21 protein-coding genes, 1 tRNA gene and 2 riboswitches are annotated in these 22,495 nt (G+C 41.4%); of the genes, 14 read left to right on the top strand and 8 right to left on the bottom strand.

Annotation, left to right across the window (positions count from 1 at the left end; translation table 11 throughout):
• Positions 1–23 precede the first annotated feature (23 nt).
• Positions 24–992: a magnesium/cobalt transporter CorA gene (corA, locus tag AC1U9Z_RS00695; protein ID WP_333530181.1), complete on the bottom strand. Its 969-nt coding sequence runs from the start codon at positions 990–992 to the stop codon at positions 24–26.
• A gap of 176 nt (positions 993–1,168) precedes the next feature.
• Positions 1,169–1,341, bottom strand: a riboswitch (M-box (ykoK) riboswitch).
• A 122-nt stretch (positions 1,342–1,463) separates the two neighbouring features.
• The gene (locus AC1U9Z_RS00700) at positions 1,464–2,177 is read right to left on the bottom strand and encodes a hypothetical protein (protein ID WP_479955219.1); all 714 of its coding nucleotides are present in this window, start codon (positions 2,175–2,177) and stop codon (positions 1,464–1,466) included.
• Positions 2,178–2,497: 320 nt separating this feature from the next.
• Between AC1U9Z_RS00700 and AC1U9Z_RS00705 the strand changes: the two genes are divergently transcribed.
• On the top strand, positions 2,498–4,219 hold the full coding sequence (locus AC1U9Z_RS00705; RefSeq protein WP_479955221.1) for a [Fe-Fe] hydrogenase large subunit C-terminal domain-containing protein: 1,722 nt from the start codon (positions 2,498–2,500) through the stop codon (positions 4,217–4,219).
• A 170-nt stretch (positions 4,220–4,389) separates the two neighbouring features.
• Entirely contained in the window at positions 4,390–5,676 is a 1,287-nt protein-coding gene (locus tag AC1U9Z_RS00710; RefSeq protein ID WP_479955223.1) for an ATP-binding protein, read from the top strand.
• Positions 5,677–5,742: 66 nt separating this feature from the next.
• Here the strand turns inward: AC1U9Z_RS00710 and AC1U9Z_RS00715 are convergent, their stop codons facing one another.
• Positions 5,743–6,615 carry an ABC transporter substrate-binding protein gene (locus tag AC1U9Z_RS00715; RefSeq protein ID WP_479955225.1) on the bottom strand — a complete coding sequence of 291 codons (873 nt, stop codon included), beginning with the start codon at positions 6,613–6,615 and terminating at the stop codon, positions 5,743–5,745.
• Positions 6,616–6,746: 131 nt separating this feature from the next.
• A riboswitch (molybdenum cofactor riboswitch) is annotated at positions 6,747–6,862 on the bottom strand.
• 195 nt (positions 6,863–7,057) lie between these two features.
• Here AC1U9Z_RS00715 and AC1U9Z_RS00720 point away from each other — a divergent pair.
• From AC1U9Z_RS00720 to AC1U9Z_RS00745, 6 genes are all read left to right on the top strand, one after another.
• Entirely contained in the window at positions 7,058–7,612 is a 555-nt protein-coding gene (locus tag AC1U9Z_RS00720) for a YqaA family protein (RefSeq protein WP_479955227.1), read from the top strand.
• Between the two features lie 214 nt (positions 7,613–7,826).
• Complete coding sequence (gene cshA, locus AC1U9Z_RS00725) at positions 7,827–9,275, top strand: degradosome RNA helicase CshA (RefSeq protein WP_479955229.1); 1,449 nt, start codon at positions 7,827–7,829, stop codon at positions 9,273–9,275.
• Positions 9,276–9,390: 115 nt separating this feature from the next.
• Positions 9,391–11,082, top strand: a complete 1,692-nt coding sequence (locus AC1U9Z_RS00730; protein WP_479955231.1) for a ribonuclease J — start codon at positions 9,391–9,393, stop codon at positions 11,080–11,082.
• 148 nt (positions 11,083–11,230) lie between these two features.
• The gene (crcB, locus tag AC1U9Z_RS00735; protein WP_333530191.1) at positions 11,231–11,635 is read left to right on the top strand and encodes a fluoride efflux transporter CrcB; all 405 of its coding nucleotides are present in this window, start codon (positions 11,231–11,233) and stop codon (positions 11,633–11,635) included.
• Positions 11,632–11,997 carry a fluoride efflux transporter CrcB gene (gene crcB / locus AC1U9Z_RS00740; protein WP_479955233.1) on the top strand — a complete coding sequence of 122 codons (366 nt, stop codon included), beginning with the start codon at positions 11,632–11,634 and terminating at the stop codon, positions 11,995–11,997. Before crcB (AC1U9Z_RS00735) ends, crcB (AC1U9Z_RS00740) begins: the two co-directional genes overlap by 4 nt.
• Positions 11,998–12,094: 97 nt before the next feature.
• Complete coding sequence (locus AC1U9Z_RS00745) at positions 12,095–12,295, top strand: hypothetical protein (RefSeq protein WP_333530193.1); 201 nt, start codon at positions 12,095–12,097, stop codon at positions 12,293–12,295.
• A gap of 212 nt (positions 12,296–12,507) precedes the next feature.
• Here AC1U9Z_RS00745 and AC1U9Z_RS00750 read toward each other — a convergent pair.
• Positions 12,508–12,594: transfer RNA gene (locus AC1U9Z_RS00750), tRNA-Leu, on the bottom strand.
• Between the two features lie 342 nt (positions 12,595–12,936).
• On the opposite strand from AC1U9Z_RS00750, the gene AC1U9Z_RS00755 reads away from it, so the two are divergent.
• The 4 genes from AC1U9Z_RS00755 to AC1U9Z_RS00770 all read left to right on the top strand — a co-directional run bounded on the left by AC1U9Z_RS00755 (position 12,937) and on the right by AC1U9Z_RS00770 (position 15,476).
• The gene (locus AC1U9Z_RS00755) at positions 12,937–13,536 is read left to right on the top strand and encodes a sigma-70 family RNA polymerase sigma factor (protein ID WP_333530194.1); all 600 of its coding nucleotides are present in this window, start codon (positions 12,937–12,939) and stop codon (positions 13,534–13,536) included.
• A 14-nt stretch (positions 13,537–13,550) separates the two neighbouring features.
• Positions 13,551–14,645: a zf-HC2 domain-containing protein gene (locus AC1U9Z_RS00760; RefSeq protein ID WP_333530195.1), complete on the top strand. Its 1,095-nt coding sequence runs from the start codon at positions 13,551–13,553 to the stop codon at positions 14,643–14,645.
• Positions 14,646–14,859: 214 nt separating this feature from the next.
• A complete protein-coding gene (locus AC1U9Z_RS00765; protein ID WP_333530196.1) occupies positions 14,860–15,084 on the top strand; it encodes a NifU family protein in 225 nt (74 codons plus the stop codon).
• 167 nt (positions 15,085–15,251) lie between these two features.
• A complete protein-coding gene (locus AC1U9Z_RS00770; protein ID WP_333530197.1) occupies positions 15,252–15,476 on the top strand; it encodes a NifU family protein in 225 nt (74 codons plus the stop codon).
• Positions 15,477–15,497: 21 nt separating this feature from the next.
• Here the strand turns inward: AC1U9Z_RS00770 and AC1U9Z_RS00775 are convergent, their stop codons facing one another.
• The 4 genes from AC1U9Z_RS00775 to AC1U9Z_RS00790 form a co-directional block, all read right to left on the bottom strand.
• Positions 15,498–16,397, bottom strand: coding sequence for a selenium metabolism-associated LysR family transcriptional regulator (locus tag AC1U9Z_RS00775; protein ID WP_333530199.1), 900 nt, complete (start codon positions 16,395–16,397; stop codon positions 15,498–15,500).
• Between the two features lie 71 nt (positions 16,398–16,468).
• Positions 16,469–17,182 carry an N-acetylmuramoyl-L-alanine amidase family protein gene (locus tag AC1U9Z_RS00780; RefSeq protein WP_333530200.1) on the bottom strand — a complete coding sequence of 238 codons (714 nt, stop codon included), beginning with the start codon at positions 17,180–17,182 and terminating at the stop codon, positions 16,469–16,471.
• 30 nt (positions 17,183–17,212) lie between these two features.
• Positions 17,213–18,040 carry a carbon-nitrogen hydrolase family protein gene (locus tag AC1U9Z_RS00785; protein WP_333530201.1) on the bottom strand — a complete coding sequence of 276 codons (828 nt, stop codon included), beginning with the start codon at positions 18,038–18,040 and terminating at the stop codon, positions 17,213–17,215.
• Positions 18,041–18,082: 42 nt separating this feature from the next.
• Complete coding sequence (locus tag AC1U9Z_RS00790) at positions 18,083–19,480, bottom strand: sensor domain-containing diguanylate cyclase (protein WP_333530202.1); 1,398 nt, start codon at positions 19,478–19,480, stop codon at positions 18,083–18,085.
• Positions 19,481–19,938: 458 nt separating this feature from the next.
• Here AC1U9Z_RS00790 and AC1U9Z_RS00795 point away from each other — a divergent pair, with 458 nt between their 5' ends.
• Both AC1U9Z_RS00795 and AC1U9Z_RS00800 read left to right on the top strand, forming a co-directional pair.
• On the top strand, positions 19,939–21,105 hold the full coding sequence (locus AC1U9Z_RS00795) for an iron-containing alcohol dehydrogenase (protein ID WP_333530203.1): 1,167 nt from the start codon (positions 19,939–19,941) through the stop codon (positions 21,103–21,105).
• Positions 21,106–21,323: 218 nt separating this feature from the next.
• On the top strand, positions 21,324–22,490 hold the full coding sequence (locus AC1U9Z_RS00800) for an iron-containing alcohol dehydrogenase (protein WP_333530204.1): 1,167 nt from the start codon (positions 21,324–21,326) through the stop codon (positions 22,488–22,490).
• Positions 22,491–22,495 lie beyond the last annotated feature (5 nt).

Genomic DNA, 22,495 nt, shown 5'->3' on the forward strand with positions numbered 1-22,495 from the left:
CCAAGTAACTGGCGGAGGTGTTTTTACAGCCATTTCTTTTGACGAAAAAGAATGACCATCCAAAGTGATACAAGTATCAGACCCAGTGTTATGCTTACCGTGGCCCAGATGGAGTTTTGATCCGGTAAAGGAACGTTCATACCAAAAAATCCAGTTACAAAGGTCAATGGCATGAAAATAGTAGATATTACCGTAAGAACGCGCATGGTTTCGTTCGTCCGAGCACTGATGATGGAGGAATAGGTGGCTAAGGCGCCATCTGTTAGATCCTTATAGCCATCAATGGTGTCAGAAATTCGTTCTAAATGATCCTTTAAATCCAGATAGTAGGGTTGATTATCTTCGCTGACGGTAAAGGAACTGCTGCTGATACTATAAAAGATTCGCCGCTGGGGCGTAATGGCTCGTCGCATGGTTAAGATTGTTCTTTTCAAGGCAAGAAACTCATCGGTGGTTTCCCGACTGGGTCTTTCGTATATTTCATCTTCCAAGTCTTCGATACGATCACCAATTCGATCCAGTACAGGGAAGTACTCGTCCACTAAGCCATCGATGATTGAATAGAGGAAAAAATCCCTTCCTTTATTAGAAAGCTTGCAGTCTCCGAGGCATATCTTGGCCATACGCCCCAGGCTAGGCAAAGTGTTTTTGTGAACGGTAACCACATAATTTTCACCTAAAAAAATGTTTAGCTGAACCAGCATAATTTCTTCGTCCCGTTCTTCGTTGTAGCGAATGGCGTGCATCATGAGGAAATAGAAATCATCATATTTATCAAGCTTAGCCCGGGGGCTGTAATGCATACAGTCCTCAATGGTCAGTTCATGGAAATCGAAAGCGTTGGCAACGTATTTAATCTCTTCTTCGGAGAAATTATAGAGGTCCACCCAGAGAAAGTTTTTCTTGTTAGTCAAAAAAGGGTGCAGGTTATCCAAACTAATATCATGACGCATTTTATCGGTGCTTTGGTCATACATGTAGGTTTTAATCATAGTACCACCCCCAATAGAAGATGCTCTTACCCAGAAAAGCCTCTTATGGTAAGAATGAAACGGCAATTTAAAGTTTTAACCCTGGGATACGGGTCATCCATCCTTACCACCTCCTATTGGAAAATAAAAAAAACCTTCACAAAAACAGAAGGTAACTAGCACCCAAAGGGCACCAAAGCCTTCCCCACTCGTACAAGTTTTAGCACGTACATAGCTAGGGCAATGAATTGTCCCAGCCACATTAGGTAAAACCTTAAGCCGGTAGTACCTGTTAAACCCGTTAGAGTCTCTCGACATTTCCGGGCAGTGGCATCTGTCTATGTAGAAGCCTCACCTAACGAAGAAAAATATACTATTAAATTAAATATAGGACATGGATTTAAATGTGTCAACCTTTTAACAAAAGTTTGAGCCATTTTGACCTATATTGCGTAAAAAATATTTAAAATATTTGATTATCTGCGTTTTTCTCTATTTACCTTGGGTCTTCATGGCCCTATGCTGCATTAAAATGTTTTCAATTAATGAAGGGCTTAGGTTAAGCCGCTGGCCAATTGATACGATCAGGGAATCAGCCTGACGGGGAATAAACTCCGGAGAGGTTGCCACAGTGGTAAGCTCCACTGTTTCTTCAAACACAGGTAAATCCTCTGCTTTTAATAAATGATAGTGTATAGTTTTTGGTTTGTTGCCAGGCAGGAGACAATTTAATTCTATATTTAGTACGTTATCCTTAAGGTAAAAATTGTTTAATTGTTCCGTGGTAAAGATATCATATACTAAATTTTCCTTTGTTAAATCCACCGCATTATCTGGAAAAACCCAAAAAATTTCAGAGACTAACCCTTCTCGGATGGAGTGCCACAAAAAGTTCTGACAGCCCAGCATTTTTAAGTTAGATAAATCACGAAGACGATGGCCGTATAAATCACTGTGGGCATCAATATGAATAACGGTATTGTTTAATTTACCATTTAACCACCACCTAAGGTGACTTTGCATGTGATTCGAAAATATAAAACGTTTTTCACTCCAAAAAATATTTTTTTGCTTTATAATAGATAGTAGTTGGCTAGGATCAGCGAGGGCATATATGTCATCACAGCTGGGGCGGTGATTTGTCACAGCTTCCTTTATGATGGGATAAACAAAGTAATCAAGATCAAGGTCCAAATAAAGTGCCATCCGGGTACCTCCTAAATTATGCAGTAATTAATTATAACACGCTTTTTAACCAAGCATTGTTTATGTCAGTAACTTACACAGTTGCTATGAAACGGAACATAAAAGAAGAACACAAAAGTATTGTTGCAATAAACGCAAATAAAATATTTCTGGTACACTCATCTTTACTCGTTTATGGGTGTTTTTTACGCTGGCATTATTTTTGCATTGATATTTTTGCATGGAATTATAATATAATATAACTAATAACAATCCGAAGCACTTGTTTTGTGAGACTATTTGCATGATGAAAAAATACCATATGCACGATTTTTCGGGGGGTGATTATCATTGCCTTAATTACGACTGATCATGAAAAATGCAGAAAATGTTATGCCTGTGTCAGGGCATGTCCTGTCAAGACAATTTCCATTAATAAAGGTCTACCAGAAATTGTTGAGGAAGGTTGTCTTGGGTGTGGTCAGTGTGTTTTGGCCTGTTCCATCGGAGCCAAACAGGTACAGGATGATACACCTCTTATTCAACAATGGATAGCAGATGGTCAGCCTGTGGCAGCAATCGTTGCCCCTTCCTATGCAGCGTCCTTTGATGTAGCAGCGGGTAAATTGGTGGCTTCCCTTAAATCACTTGGTTTTTCAAGTATTCAGGAAGTGGCCTATGGGGCAGGTGTATGTGCTAAGGAACAAGAAAAGCTCTTGAGAAAGACAGATAAAACCTTAATATCAACACCTTGTGCAGCAGTGGTGCAATTGATTGAGAAACATTTTCCTAACCTGGTAAAGTACCTTTCTCCCGTGGATTCTCCGATGTTAATACAGGCAAAAATTATTAAATCGGTTTATCCTAATTATAAGGTTGCTTTTATTGGGCCTTGCCTATCAAAAAAATATGAATCCACGGACGTTAATACAGGTGGGTATGTAGATGCGGTAATTACCTTTAAAGAACTGGACCAATGGTATCAACAGGCTGGTATCGACTGGCAGCAACTAACAGATGAACCCTGGGAAAACCCAAAGCCTGAAATTGCAAGGACCTTTCCGATCAGCGGAGGGCTTTTAAAAACATCCGGTATCCAAGAGGACGTTTCCCGTATGGAAATTGTGGTGACAGAAGGGGCACGTCGTTGTATTGAGGTATTAAAGGCCATTGACAAAGGAGATTTTAGTCCTAAATTTGTCGATATGCTGGTATGTGAAGGGTGTGTAATGGGGCCTGGGATGGTCAGTGAAAAACCCTATGTGGTAAGGGCCCAACAGATTTGCAATACGGTTCACCAAAACAATAATTTAGATAATAAAGAAATTATTGCGGCCAGGGAGAAACTGAATTTTAGCAGGACTTTTCAAGCAAAACCAATTATGAAGAAGGATTTTACCTCCGATCAGGTTTGGCAAACCCTCAAAGAAACCGGCAAAATAAGTCCTCGGGATCTGATTAACTGTGGTGCCTGTGGTTATGATACCTGCTGGGAAAAGGCGGTTGCCTGTTTGCAAGGTATGGCGGAAAAGGAAATGTGTCTACCCTTTCTGTTAAGTCAGGTTCCGGCCCTAACCTCTAGTCTTATGGAAATGAGCAGTAAGTTAATGCTTTCGATGGAATCAATTAATTTTTCAACCTTAACCCTTAAGGGAACCACTTCTAAAATGAATGTTCGCAATCAATACTTGGAGGCCTTAATAAACGAAACCAATACCAATGCCAAGGATGCAACGGAATTGGCTAAAAAGGTCTTAAATATTGTATCTCGCTACCAGTGTTCATCCTGTCAGGATTCTGGGGAGGCAGTTGCCATCAGTTCCGATTTAGAGGTAATTAAAAAAATTGCTGCAGAAACAAAGCTGCAATCCGAACAGGCCACCATTGCACTTGCGGATATTACCAATGTCCTGACCAGCCTAAGGGAAGATAGTGTGACGATTTTAGAACAGGAAAGGGCAATAAAAATTGTCACAAGCTCTTTAGAACAAATCGTAGCAACCTATGATCAACTGCTTAATATTGGATCGGCCATGGCCAACATTGGTAGAAACTACGAATAGATTATAAAACAGCCTTTTTTCTGAAGGGCTGTTTTTATTTGGTTTCGACAGTAACTATCCTTTTTCTTCGCAGGAGAATAGCAATATTAGTATAATTTTTATTTTTAATTAATTATTATTGTATTTGTTAGGGGTAATTTTTGATCTTGTGATGAGATGGGGGATACCTATTGAAAAATAAATTTTTTCAAGGCATAATACTGTGTTCTCTTATTTTTAGCCTTTTTAATTTCCCAGTTTATTGCTATGGAGAACCAAGTATAGAAGATTTACAAGGATTCTACAAGATTAACAAGGAATTAGTATGGGGGTTTTTGTTTTGCTGTATGATTGCTATTTTCTCCACGGTGTTTTTATGCTATAAACACACCCAACTACTGAAGGCACAGAACTCCCTTAAACTATCGGAGCAACGGTTTTCTAAAATGTTTCATGATAGTCCAAATATACAAGCTATCGTTAGACTAAATGATTATGTTATCGTGGATGTAAATAAAAATGTAGAACGGCTTTTTGGTTTTCCTAGGGAAAGAATCATTGGACATTCTATGTTAGATCTTAATGTTTTTGTGGATGGAGAACAACGCAACGAATTTTTAACGGAGTTGTCTAAGGAAGGAAAAAATTACAATAAGGAAATTACAGTTTGTACCAGGGAGGGAACCCAGAGGATTCTTCAGGGTTCGGGTGTTGTTGTAAATATGGCTGGGGAACAATGTATGTTGTTATCCCATAGGGATATCACAGAATCAATAGAGATGGAAAGAGAGATCAAGAAACTGGAACGCTTCAACTTAATTGGTCAGGTGGCAGCGGGGATCGGACATGAAATCCGTAATCCCTTAACTACGGTTAGAGGGTTTTTACAGTTGTTTCAAGCAAAGCAGGAAAGTTGTCAGAATTTTAAGGATCAATTTAGATTGATGATAGAAGAGTTGGATCGGGCAAATGCTATTATTACTGAGTTTCTTACCTTGGCTAGAAATAAACCGGAAAGAGTGGAAACGAAAAACCTTAATGATGTCATTACAAAAATTTTGCCATTAATGCAAGCCCAGGCCACGAAAGAAGAAAAACATGTCTATGCCATACTGGATAAGGTGCCGGACCTGCCACTGGATGAAAATGAAATAAGACAAGTTATCTATAATTTAGTTCGTAATGGCCTAGAAGCGATGCACGAGGGTGGGAATATTACGATCCGCACCTACACCAGGCAACCCCATGTAATATTATCTATTCGGGATGAAGGGGAAGGGATCAAGGATGAAATCATGAAAAAACTTGGAACACCCTTTTATACCACAAAGGATGGCGGCACCGGACTAGGTCTGGCGATCTGTTATAGTATTGCCGAAAGGCACCGTGCTTCAATTGATGTAAAAACAGGACCCCTTGGTACCGACTTTGTCATCAAGTTTCCTTATGATAAAATATTTAGTGCAGAAGTAAGCTGATTGAATGCACTTTACAATATTAGAAGGGAGTGTCAAGCGACACTCCCTTCTAATATTGTTTAAAGCTTATTTGTTGGCATCAGCAAAGAATAAAGGTTCGCCATATTGATCTACACCAAACTTAGCAATAATATCTTGGGTTTCCTTAGCTACCATAAAGTCTACAAAGGCCTTGCCGCCTTCGGCATTTACCTTATCAAATTTCTCTGGGTTTACATTCATTACGTGGTAGATATTTAATAAGGATTTGTCACCTTGTAATAGGATCGTTAATTTTAGATTATCCTTTTGGGCTAAATAGGTTGCCCGGTCAGTAAGGGTATAGCCTTGTTTTTCAGAGGCAATATTTAGTGTTGCGCCCATGCCAGTACCGGATTCTTGATACCAATTTTGACCTTTAGGTTCTATCTGGGCTTCTTTCCAAAGATCCAGTTCCTTTTTGTGAGTACCAGAATCATCGCCCCGGGATACAAAGATAGCACTATTATCAGCAATCATTTTTACGGCTTCAGCGGTAGTATTTGCGTTCTTAATGCCCGCAGGGTCATTCTCAGGTCCCACAATGATAAAGTCGTTGTGCATAACCAGACTGTAGTTGATGGCAACACCACTATCCACCAGGGGTTGCTCGGATTTGGGAGCGTGGGTCAGCAATACATCTGCTTCACCCTTTTCACCCATTTGTAGGGCGGCACCCGTACCCACAGCAATAATTTTTAGGTTGTGGCCGGTTTGTTTTTCAAATTCGGGCTTTAATACATCCAGCAAGCCACTGTCCTGGGTGCTGGTGGTTGTGGCCAGAATAACATCTTTTACTGCTGGTGTTGGGGCTTCCTGTTTGGCTTCTTCCTGAGGGGCTTTTTGTTGAGCACAGCCAACAAATACCAGCATGATCATTGACAGTAGTAACGCAATAAATGTTGTCGAACGTTTCTTCATAGTAAAACCTCCAGTTAAAGTAATAATATAAAATTAATTAGGATAGGGACTATTTATGATGCTGTTTCACCCCCCAATAAACATAAAAAAACCGCGCACTGATATGGAAAACAGTACATGGTTTACCCGTCCTGAATGATTAAATTCCTCCTTTCCACACCGGGAGGTCTGCCCGTTTCCCGGCAAACCCTAACGGCCTAAGAACCGTGAATACTTTAGGTTGGTAGGCTCGGAGCATTATTTAGTTGTTTATGCATTATAATATAATTCTTCAGAAACATAAATATTCCTCTTTAGGGAAAATATTTCATGGTGAATAATGGTATCTCATACTATTGACAGGGGATAGGGATATTCGTATGATAATAGTCAGACCTTTTATCGCGAATAGCATTATTTAAGATAGAAGGAATGGTCAAGTTCTTTTTATGGACGGAGATAAATGGAAGGTATATTGGATTTTTTTTCAAATTACGGTAGTTTAGGTCTTGGTATTCTATCCTTTATAGAATCCGTCTTTTTCCCCATACCACCGGATGTTTTGTTGATTCCGATGGCCCTTGCCAACCCGGAGCAAGCACTCTGGTTTGCTGCTATCGTATCAGTGGCTTCGGTTCTTGGTGGTATGTTTGGTTATTTAATTGGCGTATTTGCAGGTAGACCTTTATTGAAAAGATGGGTTTCACCAGAGAGTATGCTGAAGATACAAGGTCTTTTTCAGCGCTACGGTGGTTGGGCCGTAGCCATAGCAGGCTTTTCACCCATTCCTTATAAAATATTTACCATTTCGGCCGGAGCTTTTCGTATTAACAAAATTACATTTATCTTAGCCTCAATCATCAGTAGAAGTGCAAGGTTTTTTCTAGAAGCACTGTTGATTATAGCAATAGGAGAAAAGGCTATAGCCTTGCTGGAAAACTATTTTGGTTTGATTACGGTTAGTATTTGCTTTGTGCTTGTGCTTGTCGTCTGGTTATTTAAAAGAATAAGTAGATGAGATACTTACACCAATCAATCTCTGCAGGATAATTGCAGAGATTTTTATATTATTTAGAGCGTTTTTTAATATTATCGGGTGGTTTTATTTGTAAAGTCATGAACCTTTTGGTATGATTAATGGTATTTGGTCCCAAAGGCTAAGTCTTGCATATTAAAGTTCCTCTTTGATCATTTTATATAAAAATAGTTTTTAAAGAAAAGGAGTGTCATTATTGTCTCGTTTTTATGATTTTAATTTAAGCGAACCTGTTAGTGAATCACTAAGGATTATGGGGTTTGAGGAAGCTACCCCCATTCAGGAAAAAGCCATTCCCTTTGCTTTACAGGGTAAGGATCTTATTGGACAGGCCCACACTGGTACAGGAAAGACCGCAGCCTTTGGTATACCAATGGTTGAAAGAGTAGCACAGGAGTTTGAAAAAATTCAGGGGCTTGTCATTACTCCTACCCGGGAGTTGGCTGTTCAGGTGGCAGAGGAATTAAATCGAATAGGCCAGGTCAAGGGAATACGAACACTACCCATCTATGGCGGTCAGGATATTAACCGCCAAATTAGAGCACTTAAGAAAAAACCTCAAATCATTGTTGGAACACCTGGTCGTCTCATGGATCACATGCAGAGGAAAACGATTCGTTTGCAAGAAATTGAGATCGTGGTTTTAGATGAAGCAGATGAAATGCTGAACATGGGATTCATTGAAGATATTGAAGAAATAATGCAGCATATTCCCGCGGAACGCCAAAGTTTGCTTTTCTCTGCCACCATGTCAAAACCGATTCAAAACCTGGCCCAGCGTTTTTTAAAGAATCCTGAGTTAATTACCATCAAGGCCAAGGAAGTTACAGTTCCTAGTATTGATCAAAGTTATATTGAGGTACAGGAAAGGCAAAAATTTGAACTGTTCTGTACACTATTGGATATACAATCTCCCGAATTGGCCATTGTCTTTGGACGAACCAAGCGCCGGGTAGATGAACTTTATGAAGCCTTAAATAAACGAGGTTATGCGGCGGAAGGTATCCATGGTGATCTTACACAGTCTAAGCGAGAGAGTGTATTACGTCAATTTAAGGGTGGGGTTATCGACATCCTGGTGGCGACAGATGTTGCTGCCAGGGGCTTAGATATCAGTGGCGTAACCCATGTATATAACTTTGATCTTCCTCAAGACCCGGAAAGCTACGTTCACCGCATAGGGCGTACAGGTCGTGCCGGTAAAAGTGGCGAAGCCATAAGTTTTGTAACGCCCAGGGAAATAAATCTTTTAAAATTTATTGAGAATATAACCAAACACAAAATCAGCCGTAGGCCAATTCCTTCTATTAAAGAAGCCATCGAGGGGCAGCAAAGGATGGCTGTGGAAAAATTAATGCAAATTGCCGAAGAGGGCGGTTTTGAATCTTACCGAATGCTGGCGGAGGATTTGTTGACCGAACAAGATTCAGTGACCCTTGTGGCTGCTGCTCTAAAAATGATCACGAAGGAACCGGATCGAACTCCTGTGGAATTAACAGAGGAAAGGCCTATAAGATCGAAGAATGTAAAACCATTTAATCCCCGGGCAAAGAACTTTCATAAAGACATCCGGGCCAAAACGGATAATAAAAAAAGATTGGATAACCATGGCAATAGAAGGACTAGGAAAAGGTCAACCGTCTAAATTAACATCCCCTCCTTAATCTACAACTACCATTGGGGAATTTTATAAAGTATAATTGTAAAAAGTTGGACTAAGCGGCAATTAATTATAGAAGGAATATAAGGGGGGTGTCATTTTGGCAAAGGATATAGAATTACAAGTAATTCCCCTAGGTGGACTAGGGGAAATTGGGAAGAACATGACAGCGATTAAATATGGTGACCACATCGTACTTATTGACTGTGGCATGGCCTTTCCAGAAGAGGAAATGATGGGCATAGACCTCGTACTGCCTGACTATACCTATCTGGTCGAAAATCAAGATAAGGTACAGGCGGTATTGCTTACCCATGGTCACGAAGATCACATTGGGGGGTTACCCTATTTTCTTAAACAAATAAAAGTGCCAGTCTATGGTTCTCCACTGGCTTTAGGCTTGGTAGAGCGCAAGTTAAAGGAACACCATCTGGAAAGGGATGCTGATCTACGGTCGGTGAGGCCTCGGGATGTGGTGGAGATTGGACCCTTTAGAGTTGAGTTTATTCGGGTCACCCACAGTATTCCTGATGCAATGGCTATTGCCATTCACACCCCCCTGGGGGTAGTGGTGCATACTGGGGATTTTAAGATCGACCATACCCCGGTGGATGATGATGTGATTGACTTGCACAAATTTGCTTCTTTGGGGGAAAAAGGTGTATTGGTACTGATGTCAGATAGTACCAATGTGGAACGAGAGGGTTATACCTTGTCAGAGCGTTTGGTTGGAAAATCCTTTGATGAGTACTTCTTGGCGGCAGAAGAGAGAATTATTATTGCTACCTTTGCTTCCAACATTCATCGACTGCAGCAGGCCATTTTATCAGCTCACAAATATGGTCGCCGGGTGGCTGTGGCCGGGCGCAGTATGGTAAATGTGTTGTCAGTGGCCGGTGAATTGGGTTATTTAAACATTCCTGAAGGAATGTTGATCGAGTTGGATCAGGTGGACAGTCTGCCAAAAAACCAGGTGGTTATCCTTACCACTGGCAGCCAGGGTGAACCAATGTCTGCCTTAAGCCGGATGGCCTTTGGTGATCATCGTCAGGTGGAAGTACTCCCAGGGGATACGGTGATTATTTCCGCAACGCCGATACCTGGGAATGAAAAGTTAGTATCCCGGATCATCGATCATCTCTTTAAACTAAAGGCTAAGGTGATTTATGAAGGCAGCTCGGATATCCATGTATCCGGTCACCCCAGCCAAGAGGAATTAAAGCTGATGATAAACCTCCTGCGACCCAAGTATTTCATTCCGGTGCATGGAGAATATCGGATGTTAAAGAAACATGCTGAACTGGCTCAATTGCTGGGAATCCCCGAGGAAAATATTTTTGTAGGGGAAATTGGTCAGGTCTTTTCCTTTACCAGGAAGCATGGTCGATTAACGGGACGTGTTCCGGCGGGCAGGGTGCTGGTGGATGGTTTGGGAGTCGGTGACGTGGGTAATATCGTACTGCGAGATCGCCGGGATATGGCTAAGGAGGGTATACTCATTGTCGTGTTGACGATGGATAAGCATACCCACCAAGTATTGACCGGGCCGGATATCGTTTCCCGGGGCTTTGTTTATGTTAGAGAGGCGGAGGTCTTAATGGAAGAGGCTCGCTTAAAAGTGGTTGCTTCCTTAGAAAAATGCATCGCCAAGGGAAACTGCGGTTGGTCTTACATTAAACAAGAAATCAAATCTAATTTAGGCAAGTTTCTATACGAAAAAACCAGGCGTCGGCCGATGATTCTTCCCATTATTATGGAAGTGGATAAATCAAATGACTGTATAAGCAAATAAATTAGCCACTGTTGCCGATTTCGGCCTTGAAACCACCTTTTAGCGGAGGTGGTTTTTTGTGTTATCTTTCGTAAAGTTAACTATTTATAAATCCCACCAGGAATTATAATAGGATTAATCCATCATAATGGAAGCGGGGGACAAAGCAATGAACTATCTTTATGTGGGAATGGGAGGTATCCTTGGGGCGTTGGCTAGGTTTTGTTTGGGAACTGCCATCCAGCGCATAACAGTAACAGCTTTTCCCTATGGGACCTTAACGGTTAATCTACTGGGGAGTTTTCTGCTTGGTTTTATCACCTATGGTAGTTTACTTAAGTGGCAACTGCCTCGTCCGTATGTTTTGGCCATAAATACAGGTATCATTGGTTCTTTTACCACCTTCTCAACCTTTTCCGTTGATACCATTAGCCTGCTGGAAAAGGCTCACTATACGGCGGCATGGAGCTATGTCCTGGTCAGTATCACTGGCGGGTTGGCTTTGGCCTGGCTAGGCATCGGCTTAGCCCACCGCTTGTTTATCAACGTAAAAATTAGGGGTGATAACCAATGAAATTGCCTTTGCTGGTAGCTGCCGGAGGATTCCTGGGGGCCATCTGCCGCTTTGGCCTTAACAATTTTATCCAGGCTAGACATCATAAATCCTTTCCCGTTGGTACTTTTATAATCAATGTCACCGGTTCTTTTCTTTTAGGGCTACTTTTTGCCTGCCGTCATTTGTCATCGGAAGTTTTATTCTTTTTGGGAACTGGTTTTTTAGGGGCATATACTACCTTTTCCACCTATGAATTGGAGGCGGTGGAGTTAATTCGCCGGGGGAGGACAATTATCTCGCTGATTTATTTAGTTATCAGTGTCGTTATCGGTATTATTTTTGCTTATATTGGTTATTCACTGGGTAATTATTTCTATTAAATGTTACAATACCGTTAAAATATTCTGAAATATTCGTGCAATTTGTCCCTACAATTAGTTTATTTGATATAATTAGGAAAAATTTAGGAGGGATTTTATGAAGACAAAAAAAATAAATCCTGACCTAATCGATTCGCTACTTATCATTATTGGTTTCTCACGCTTAATTCGGAAAAAAGTAATTTCTGAATTTAGTAAGGATTTGACAGCAGATATAACAATGGAGATAGAAAAACATGCCTATACGGTTCTTAGATCGCTAGAAACCGAAGAGTACAAGAAGTCAAACTTGATGTAGGGGTATTGGTTTCCTTGTTGCCAAGGGGAAGTTCAACAGTAGAATGAAAGGAATGTTCTAAGGAGAATTGGGCAAAATAATTACGCCCTAGCGGCAAAAAATATACTTTCCGTTAGAGACCCGGTAACCTATGTGCCGGGTCTTTGGCTTTTCCAAACCTTGTTAAACAAAAAACCTCGCATTTTGCGAGGTTTTAAGGTTGTTGCATATATTGGTGCCGAAGGCGGGAGTCGAACCCGCACGGTTGTTACACCGCTGGATTTTGAGTCCAGTGCGTCTGCCAGTTCCGCCACTTCGGCATAAAATTGACTGCTTTCTAATTATACGAGAACGAATCGAAACTTTCAAGTGCAAATTTATTTTTTTTAATATTATGGTGTTAATATTATATTTCTTTGTTACAAAAGGCGCACGAAGGCAGTCATATTTAGGAGTAAAGTGTTTTCTTTTTTAAAACCTGTTTAAGTAAAAGATATTATGTTCCAAGGTTGGTTTTTTTTAGCTAAAGGATTACACTGTTTAACGTAGAAGATAATTGCATATAAGCTTTTAAACCAAGTTGGTTAGTTAACTGGAAACTTTTTGTATGTTCATAAATATTCTGGAAGAGACCGACAAACCTTTCAAAAGGAGGGGGACCCTTGCCCCTGGAAGATCAATTACTTGTGGAGCGCAGCAAAAAAGGTGATAGAGAGGCCTTTGAACACCTTGTTCGTTTATATGAAAATAAGGTTTATACAATTGCTTACAGATTGATGGGGAACTATGCGGATGCCTCAGACTTGGCGCAAGATGCCTTTATTAAAATATATCAGGCACTGCCGAATTTTAGAGGCGATTCTAGTTTCAGTACCTGGATCTATCACATTACCGTAAATGTCTGTCGTGATGAATTGCGCAAAAGACAACGAAGGCCAACGGTTTCATTGGATGATAACTCGAGTGAAAACAACAATAATACATATGAGATTCGCAGTAATGACCCAGGTCCTGAAGAAATGCTGGATCGTAGTGAGACACAGGCAATGATTCAAAGCTGCTTAGATACCCTATCCGATGATTACCGTGAAATAATCGTTATGCGTGAAATTCAAGAGTTAGCCTACGAAGAAATAGCGGAAATACTTGGTTGTTCCCTTGGAACGGTCAAATCGCGCTTAAGCCGTGCCCGACAGGCATTAAAGGAAAAAATCAGTAAGAAAATGGAACTAATATCCCAACCTAAACGTCTAGCTAAGTAAAGGAGGGATGTTCCGTGCAATGTAAGGATATCTCGAGTATGCTGTCTCCTTACTTGGATGGTGTGCTTAATTCGGATGAGTGTGCTGAAGTCCGGGTTCATTTGGCTTGCTGTCCCAAATGTAAGGCAGAGTTAGAAGAACTCCAGGCTGTCATGCTTTTACTGCAGGAACTTCCCGAAATGACTCCACCAGTTGATTTTCGGGAAAAACTGCTGGCGAAAATCGATGATATAGAGGTTACAAAACAAAAAGAACAACAAAAGAGCTGGCTAACTCGGGTTACAGCTATCACCAGGAGTACCTGGTATCGTTCTGTTGCAGTGGCAGCGGTAATGATGATGACACTGGGAATTACTTCCTTATGGCAACAGGAGGATAATTCGCTTTTGCCTGTTCCAACCAAGGAAAAACAAATAATAAACACAGCCCAACAGCCTAACGTACCGAATCCAAACCCAACGAGTCCAAACCAAGCCCAGACGAATAACCCTGAAGTGGTAAAAAATCAAGAACCGAATACAAGTACGGCTTCCCCACTTAACGAAAATACAAACGAACCGGGGAAAGAAGCTCCTGCTGCCAGTAATCAGACTACCATAGCTACGCCTGCTAAGCCGATAACCAAGGATAAACAGGTGGAGAGCTTTATTCCCAAGCCCAGTGAAGGCTTGGTTGCAAGCAGTACTACTTTGAAATTAGATGTTGACCAAGTGGCAGATGTCTTAAAAGATATCAACCGGATTGCCCAAAATAATGGAGCAGTGATCAATACTCCTTACTCCGGAACCAATGAAAGCGGTACCTTGGAAATTAGGGTGACAAAAAGTTCCTATGGTACGATTATTCATTCTTTACAAGGGCTAGGCGCCGTTGTAAGTTTTTTACCTGTGGAAAAGGATTTAAGTATTCAACATAAAGGAGCTGCCGAAAGATTAGCAGGTTTAAAACAACAACAAACTGAATTGGAACAGCAATATTCTGAAGAACCGGCGAATCTGCTGGCACAACAACTGGAGCAGGTTAATCATGACATGGCTGAACAAGTTAAAGTGATTAAACAAATAGAAGAACGCAGTAACTATAGTTTGATTACAGTTACCATTATGTAAGTTTTATACAAAATTAGGAGTCATTAGCAGTGGAAAGTGGATAACGGGGAGTGTCTGCCCTCTTAATAGTAGTTTGGCGACACTCCCCTTTAATCTTTAATGAATTGGAAATAATAACAAATATTTCTTGTAAAAGTACATTGAAATAGATTACAATATTTTTGTGATGAATACATCCTAATATGGACAAATAACTAGGAAGGGGATCAAAGGAATGAAAGAGCAAGTGAAAGTGGCATTAGAACAAGTACGTCCTTTTCTGCAAAGAGATGGTGGCGACGTTGAGTTTGTAGATTGCGACGAAAATGGTGTTGTAAAAGTTAAGTTAAAAGGTGCCTGCGGAAATTGTCCTGGGGCTTTATATACTCTGAAAAACGGTATTGAACGTGTTTTAAAACAACAAGTTCCCGGTGTAACTGAAGTAGTAAGAGTTGACTAGTTAACGACGCTAAGGCTTGGTTACTCCAGATCTTAGCGTTTTTATTATGTTCCGTCATCCTTTGCTACAGCCCAGGATGACAAGCATACCTTATAAATTAAATCATAAAGAACAGACAATATGGGGATATTTAAAATACGTCTTGCAAATAAGGGGGTGAAACAGATATGCGTGAAAAGGTTCAAGAGGCCCTTGAAAAAGTACGTCCTTTTCTGCAAAGAGACGGCGGTGATGTTGAGCTGGTAGATGTTAATGAAGCTACTGGCGTTGTAAGTGTAAAGCTAAAAGGTGCCTGTGGTGGTTGACCCGGCGCAACCTATACCCTGAAAAATGGGATTGAGCGGTCGCTCAAGCAAGTGGTTCCCGAAGTAACAGAAGTTATATCTGTATAAAACAATAATCCCCTTGCCAGATTAGGCAGGGGGATTTTGTTTTAAAGCATATTTAATAAAAGTTTCTACCATTGGGCTTTTATTTTTGCGTCGGGGATAGGCCAGGAAAAGATCGCGCTGCATAGGTAAATCTTTAATTTTAATCGCTTTGATCTTATTGAGGGCCAGTTCCTTAAGGATGGCCCAACGTGACACCACGGAAATACCTGCACCAGCTTCAACTGCTGTTACAATGGCACCCGTGCTGCCGAGCTCCAGGGCAATATCTAATTTATCAGCAGAGAGGCCACCCTTGGCTAAAAAAGACTCCACCACGGATCGGGTGCCAGAACCTAGTTCCCGCCACACCAGCGGTTCTTTGGCCAGTCGATCAATAGACACTTCCACCGATTCAGCCAAGGGGTGATCGATAGGAACGATAACCATCAGTTCATCGGAAAAGAATTTAACCCCTTCAATTCGTTTGTTATTGGGTAACATTCCCACAGCGGCCAAATGGGCAGACTCTTCCAATAATTTGCGGATAGCATCTTTGGAATCGCCAATTTGCAACACCGTTTGCACAAGGGGATATTCCTTTTTAAAAGTACCTATGATGGGGGGCAAAATGTAGTGTCCGGGTATCGTGCTGGCACAGATAATCATACGGCCACGAATTTCCCCGGACATCTGGCGAATTTCTATCTCAGCCTTGTTCATCAGTTCTAACATTTCCCTGGCATGCCGGTAAAAAACTTCACCGGCTGGAGTGAGGCTGACACCCCTTCCTTTTCTCTCAACTAAGGTAGTATCAAAATGCGATTCTAATACACTGAGTTGTTTGCTGATGGCTGGTTGGGTTATATGAATTTCCTGAGCAGCCAGAGACAGGTTCTTTTTTTCAGCTACAACAATAAAGGTTTGTAGGATTGAGTAGTTCATCTTTAATCACCCAGAACATTATACCATGTAAATCAATGATTATATTTAGTATTAACTTTTTTCATATTTATTTATTTCATTTTTATAATCCTGTTAATCACTGCAGCAAATTCACCCCAGGTTACTGGTTTATCCGCTGGGTGATGATTGGCTAAAATACCTGCATCAATTAACTGCTGTACTTCCCCCTGAGGGTCCCAGATGGTAGGGGGCTGGGGGGGCTTGGTTGGTGTCACCTGTACTAAATTAAGCCCTTTTACCAGTCCAAGGGTTATGGCGTCAGATAGGTCATTCATGAAATCAATGTTTTTTAATAGTGCTGTATCCTTGATAGAGTCGATAAAAAGATTTTCGATTAAAGCTGCCGGCATAATTGTTTCCCGAATCACAGCAAAATTAGCCTTTTTCTTGCCTCGGTCCACAACATTATGATTTTGTAAGAAGCTTACCAAGGTGTCGTGTATCTCTGAACGGATGTTAATGGTGGCAGAACTTACTCCGCCATTATAAATAAAACTTTCAAAGCCAGTGCCACCCCCGGCATTGACATGAATGGATAAAAAATAATCGGCTTTCAGGTTGTTGGCAAAGGCAGTCCTTTGAGTTAATGAGATATACGTGTCATTTTCTCTGGTTAACCTTACTGTAACGTCATAGTTAGCTAGCCTTTGGGCAACTTTTTTACCAAGTTCCAGCGTTATTTCCTTTTCCAGTAGGCCATTGCCCACAGCACCTGGGTCCTGCCCACCGTGACCCGGGTCTAAAACAAGAATTTTCCTTGGCATTCTGTACACCTCGCCTTGAATATGCCAATGCTATTTATTTTCAAAATATACCTGTTCCCGGCGGTGTTTTAGTAAGGGCAATTGTTGTCGTATTTGATTCAGATAACTCAAGTCTATGTCGGCGGTTAGAAGAGCGGTTTTTTCAGCCGTTTGCACCAAAATTTCCCCCCAGGGGGTGGTCACTAAAGAGTGGCCAAAGGCCACGTAACCAGCACTTTCATCCCTCGCTGGTGAGATGGCAGCTACGTAAATTTGGTTATCCAAGGCCCTAGCCCGCAGGGTTAATTCCCAGTGGGCTGGACCTGTGGTCATGTTGAAGGCCGCTGGTAACAACAGCAACTGGGCTCCTTTGAGGGCCATTAAACGAGCTAGTTCCGGAAAACGGATATCATAACAGATAGCTACACCGGCTCTGCAAAAGGGTGTGTCAAAAACCGTTATGCTGTCACCGGGGGAAAGGGTATCCGATTCCTTAAAGGTGACCCCACCCGGTATATTGATATCAAAGAGATGTATCTTTCGATGGCGGGCTAGTAAATTGCCCTTGGGATCAAAAACAAAACAAGTATTATATAAGTTACCTGCATCCCGTTCTGGGATGGAGCCGCCCACCAGATATATGTTATGCTCTTTCGCTAATGAGGAGAGTGTCTGGATGGTTGCACCGCCGGGAAATTGCTCTGCGTAAGATGGAAAGAAATCATTACCGTAGGGACAGTTAAACATTTCCGGCAGTGCAACTATTTGGCATCCCTGCAAGGCTGCCTCTTTGACAGCTTTTTGTGCTAGCATTAAGTTTTTTTCTTTGATTGTATCAACTTTAATTTGACAAAGGCCTAGACGAAAGATTTCGGTCATTTTGGCATAACCTCGCATTTTTTAGTTTTTATAAGAAACCAGCTACTCAATCCTATTTTTTCCCTTTTCCTTTGCAGTGTAGAGGGCCTCGTCGGCATAGGCTAATAAATCTTTCTCTTTGCGTCCATCCTTAGGCCACTCCGCTATACCCATAGAAATGGTAAAGGGAGGGTTCGCTACCTCTGCCAAATGTGTTCGAATTTTATTTCCTACAACATTAGCCCCTGCCCTTGGTGTATTGGGAAGCAACAGCATAAACTCGTCACCGCCGAAACGGGCCACAGAGTCTGTGGGTCGAGTAACATGCTGGGCAGCCTTGACAAAGGTTTTGAGACATTCGTCCCCGATGGCATGGCCGAAGGTATCATTAATCTTTTTAAAGGAGTCAAAGTCAAGGGCAATGACGGAATGAATGGAGCCTTCTTTTTCTGGTAGCTTATTAAAACGGTTGGTAAACTCCATGCGGTTGATGGCACCGGTAAGATAATCATGGGTGGCTGCCTTGGCTAATCGTTCGTTGGCTTCCTGCAATTCGCGGGTCCTTTCCTGAACCTTTTCCTCCAGGGAGTTCTTAGCATGCTCCAAAGCAATCCGGGTGGCAACTAATTGCTGATAGGGTCTTTTGACATTATTTAAGAAGATGGCTACGTAAATAAGCACATAGGAGGCAAAACGAAAAACGTGTCCTAAAAGATTTAAGGTATCATATACACTTTCATATTTAATAAAACACAATTCACTAAAGATGGAAATGGTCAATGTGCTGATGATTAGTTGAAAATAAACATCCATATGTTTTCGGTATAATAGTGAATAGCCTATTATGGAGGCAGCAAATAGCGCAATGATGATGTATTCACAGTATATCTTAGCTTGTGTAAAGCTGCCATCGGGTAAGTGCATGGCAGGATATAAAGGGGAGTCAATTGAAACGGTGAATAGTATGAAAATCACCAAAGCGATTGTGGCAGCAAAAAAATAAAATCTGTAATGGCGTCTAACGGAACAAAATTCTTTACCATATAAAAATACACTGACTAAAAAGGTTAGGGACATTAGAAATCTAGCAATGACATGATAAAGCGTTGCACGATTCGTACAGGCACTGGCAAAAATATGAGGCATTCCTTCGCAGGAATAAAGATGAAGTAAATCAATTAGTCCCACGGCTAATAGTCCAAGGCCTATAAAATAGCTATAGATAGAACAGTTGTTTAGGTAAGAATACCATGTCGCAGTAAAGGTGCAAAGGGCCACAAAAACGCAGAAGAATTCAATATTGGTATGAAGTGGTAGGAAAAAATGAGAGGAATAAGTTTGGTTAAGGCCCAGCATGGTCACACCAAAGTATAAGGAAAAACAGACCAAAGATATTAGAATAATCTTTAATCTTAAATTAACCATACGCAGATTATCTAATGTTTTGTTGTTTAAACCCATTGGATCACCCCTCTTAACATTGTTTTTCCATTTTATGTAATAAAAAGAGGGATGTTACTTTTAGTTTGAGATACCTGTGTTATTATATTTTGCTATTTATTGTGATGTTCCTTCTAAAAGGAAAATTGTTAGTTGGAGAACTGTTCGTAAACGATGCAAATGTTCAATAAAGAAACAAGAGTGATGTATTTATTTCGAACACTAACTAATTATCCAAATTATAAAAGCCATTGTGAATTTTTTAAATTTTTTGCTAAATAAGGGAAAATGATGCAAATGATTGACCCAAGCTAGGTATTTCAGACGATACAGTAAAGGGAAAAAAGACCCAATTTAATCTATAGTCTGAAAATTTGTTCAATACTGAATTATTTGGCATACGAATTGCTATATAAATAGTCAGTCAAATAGAAAAGGGGAGATTACCCCTAGCATAAATTTAAGGAGGAGTCACAATTATGGCAGTTGGAGAACAAGTATTTGGTTATTTTATTCCTACGGTTAACCTCATGGGTGTAGGAGCACACAAAGAGATTCCTGATCAAGTAAAGGTAATGGGCGGCTCTAATATTTTGATTGTTACGGATGCTTTTCTAGGGCGTCCTGGTGGTATGGCCGATGATATCAGAGCTATGTTAGAAGCCCAAGGTAATAAAGTAACTATTTATGCCGGTGCAGAACCAAATCCCACCGATGTAAATGTACACGATGGCTTGAAAGTCTACCAAGACTGTGGTGCTGACATGATCCTGTCTTTGGGTGGTGGCAGCTCCCACGACTGTGCTAAAGGTATTGGTATCGTTGCTACGAACGGTGGCCACATCCGTGACTATGAAGGTATCAACAAGAGCACGAAAGCAATGCCCCCCTTTATCGCAGTAAACACCACCGCTGGTACCGCTTCTGAAATGACTCGTTTTTGCATTATTACGAATACCAGTAACCACGTGAAAATGGCTATTGTTGACTGGCGCTGCACCCCGAACGTTGCTATCAACGATCCCTTATTAATGGTAGGTATGCCCCCTGCATTGACAGCTGCCACTGGTATGGATGCTCTGACCCATGCCGTTGAAGCGTATGTTTCCACCGCAGCCACTCCTGTAACCGACTCTGCTGCTTTAATGGCTATCAAACTTATTTCACAAAACCTGCGTGCTGCCGTTGCTAACGGTGAAAATATGGAAGCCCGCGACAAAATGGCTTACGCTGAATTCCTCGGTGGGATGGCCTTTAACAACGCTTCTTTGGGTTATGTACATGCCATGGCTCACCAATTGGGTGGTTTCTATAACCTGCCCCACGGTGTATGCAACGCGATCCTGCTGCCCCATGTAGAAGCCTTCAATCTGATTGCTGCTCCTGAGCGCTTTGTTGATATCGCTGTTGCCATGGGTGAAAAGGTTGAAGGTCTGTCCGTTCGTGATGCTGCCGACAAAGCCCTTGCTGCAATCAAGAAGCTGTCTGTCGATGTAGGCATTCCGGCTGGCTTGACCGAGCTGGGTGTTAAGGAAGAAGATCTCAAGATTATGGCTGAAAATGCGATGAAGGATGCTTGCAGTTTTACGAACCCAAGAAAAGCTACTTTAAATGATATTATTGGAATTTTCAAGTCCGCCCTGTAGTTTGAGCGAATGCCTAGAATATAATCCACACCCCACATAAATATATTATGTAGTAGCAGGTGGACCGAGTCCACCTGATTTTTTGTTTGCAGGGATAGTATTGTTTATGTACAATAGAGTTAGCTTTTAGCCTTTAGCTTTTAACCATTAGCACAAAACCCAAAAGCTAAAGGCTAAAAGCTAAAATGGCTAAAGATAATTCGGGAGGTGTTTTGCCCATGTTGAAAAAGAGTTTGCTTCAAATAAGTAAATTTGTGGCTCCGGAAATTATTTTTGGCCAAGGGGCTTTAAGTCAAGTGGGCGAAAGTGCTGCCCGTTTAGGGATTAAAAAGGCCTTTTTGGTTAGTGATCAAGGCATTTTAGGAGTTGGCTGGGTTGATCGGGCCTTAGATTTTTTAAAAGATGTTGGTATTGGTGCAGTTGTCTGGAGCGATGTGTCTACCAACCCCAAGGACTCTGAAGTTGCCAGAGGAACCGAGTATTATTTAGCCAACCAATGTGATGGTATCGTTGCTGTGGGTGGAGGTAGTCCCATCGATGTGGCCAAGGCCATTGCCATTTTGGTTACCAATGGTGGCCAAATAAAGGATTATGAAGGGGTCAATAAGATAACCTGTCCCCTACCGCCAATGGTTATTGTTGCCACCACGGCTGGAGCCGGTTCGGAGGTTTCACAATTTTCCATGATTGTAGAGCGGGAAAGACAGGCTAAAATGTCAATCATCTCAAAATCCTTGGTGCCGGATATTGCCATTGTGGATCCGGTAATACTGCAAACGAAAGGGCCTAGACTCACTGCGGCTACTGGTGTAGATGCCCTAAGCCATGCTATAGAGGCCTATGTTTCCTTGGCCGCCACTCCCCTCACGGATGTGCATGCACTGGCTGCGATTCATTTAATCTCCGAAAATCTTAGGGAATCCGTTGCCTGTAAAGCAAACCTCGAAGCAAAGTCGGCCATGGCCATGGCCAGTCTGCAAGCAGGCTTGGCTTTTTCCAATGCTATTTTAGGTGCCACTCATGCCATGACCCACCAGATAGATGGCTTACTGGACTTGCACCATGGAGAAACAAATGGCATCCTTTTGCCCTACGTAATGGAATTCAATATGATTTCCAATGGGGAAAAGTTTGCAAAAATAGCCAGGTCTATGGGTGTACAGACTGAGGGATTGGGTAAATGGAAAGCTGCAGAAAAGGGCATTTGTGCTGTTCGAAAATTATTTCAAGATATAGGGATACCCGAAAAATTGGCTCAGGTGGGTATGAAAGAAGAAGATATACCAAAACTAAGTGCAAATGCCCTAAAGGATACCTGTATGGTAACCAATCCGAGGGATTGTTGTGCAGAACAAATAGAAGCATTATACCGCAGAGCCCTTTAAGGGGG

The organism is Desulfotomaculum sp. (assembly GCF_982386235.1).

Coding starts and splice junctions, on each gene's coding strand:
- AC1U9Z_RS00775 (WP_333530199.1), bottom strand. CDS start 16,397: ATGAACTACTCAATCCTACAAACCTTTATTGTTGTAGCTGAAAAAAAG.
- crcB (WP_333530191.1), top strand. CDS start 11,231: ATGAACTATCTTTATGTGGGAATGGGAGGTATCCTTGGGGCGTTGGCT.
- AC1U9Z_RS00780 (WP_333530200.1), bottom strand. CDS start 17,182: ATGCCAAGGAAAATTCTTGTTTTAGACCCGGGTCACGGTGGGCAGGAC.
- AC1U9Z_RS00765 (WP_333530196.1), top strand. CDS start 14,860: ATGAAAGAGCAAGTGAAAGTGGCATTAGAACAAGTACGTCCTTTTCTG.
- AC1U9Z_RS00745 (WP_333530193.1), top strand. CDS start 12,095: ATGAAGACAAAAAAAATAAATCCTGACCTAATCGATTCGCTACTTATC.
- AC1U9Z_RS00720 (WP_479955227.1), top strand. CDS start 7,058: ATGGAAGGTATATTGGATTTTTTTTCAAATTACGGTAGTTTAGGTCTT.
- AC1U9Z_RS00715 (WP_479955225.1), bottom strand. CDS start 6,615: ATGAAGAAACGTTCGACAACATTTATTGCGTTACTACTGTCAATGATC.
- AC1U9Z_RS00700 (WP_479955219.1), bottom strand. CDS start 2,177: ATGGCACTTTATTTGGACCTTGATCTTGATTACTTTGTTTATCCCATC.
- AC1U9Z_RS00795 (WP_333530203.1), top strand. CDS start 19,939: ATGGCAGTTGGAGAACAAGTATTTGGTTATTTTATTCCTACGGTTAAC.
- corA (WP_333530181.1), bottom strand. CDS start 992: ATGATTAAAACCTACATGTATGACCAAAGCACCGATAAAATGCGTCAT.
- crcB (WP_479955233.1), top strand. CDS start 11,632: ATGAAATTGCCTTTGCTGGTAGCTGCCGGAGGATTCCTGGGGGCCATC.
- AC1U9Z_RS00785 (WP_333530201.1), bottom strand. CDS start 18,040: ATGACCGAAATCTTTCGTCTAGGCCTTTGTCAAATTAAAGTTGATACA.
- AC1U9Z_RS00800 (WP_333530204.1), top strand. CDS start 21,324: ATGTTGAAAAAGAGTTTGCTTCAAATAAGTAAATTTGTGGCTCCGGAA.
- AC1U9Z_RS00790 (WP_333530202.1), bottom strand. CDS start 19,480: ATGGGTTTAAACAACAAAACATTAGATAATCTGCGTATGGTTAATTTA.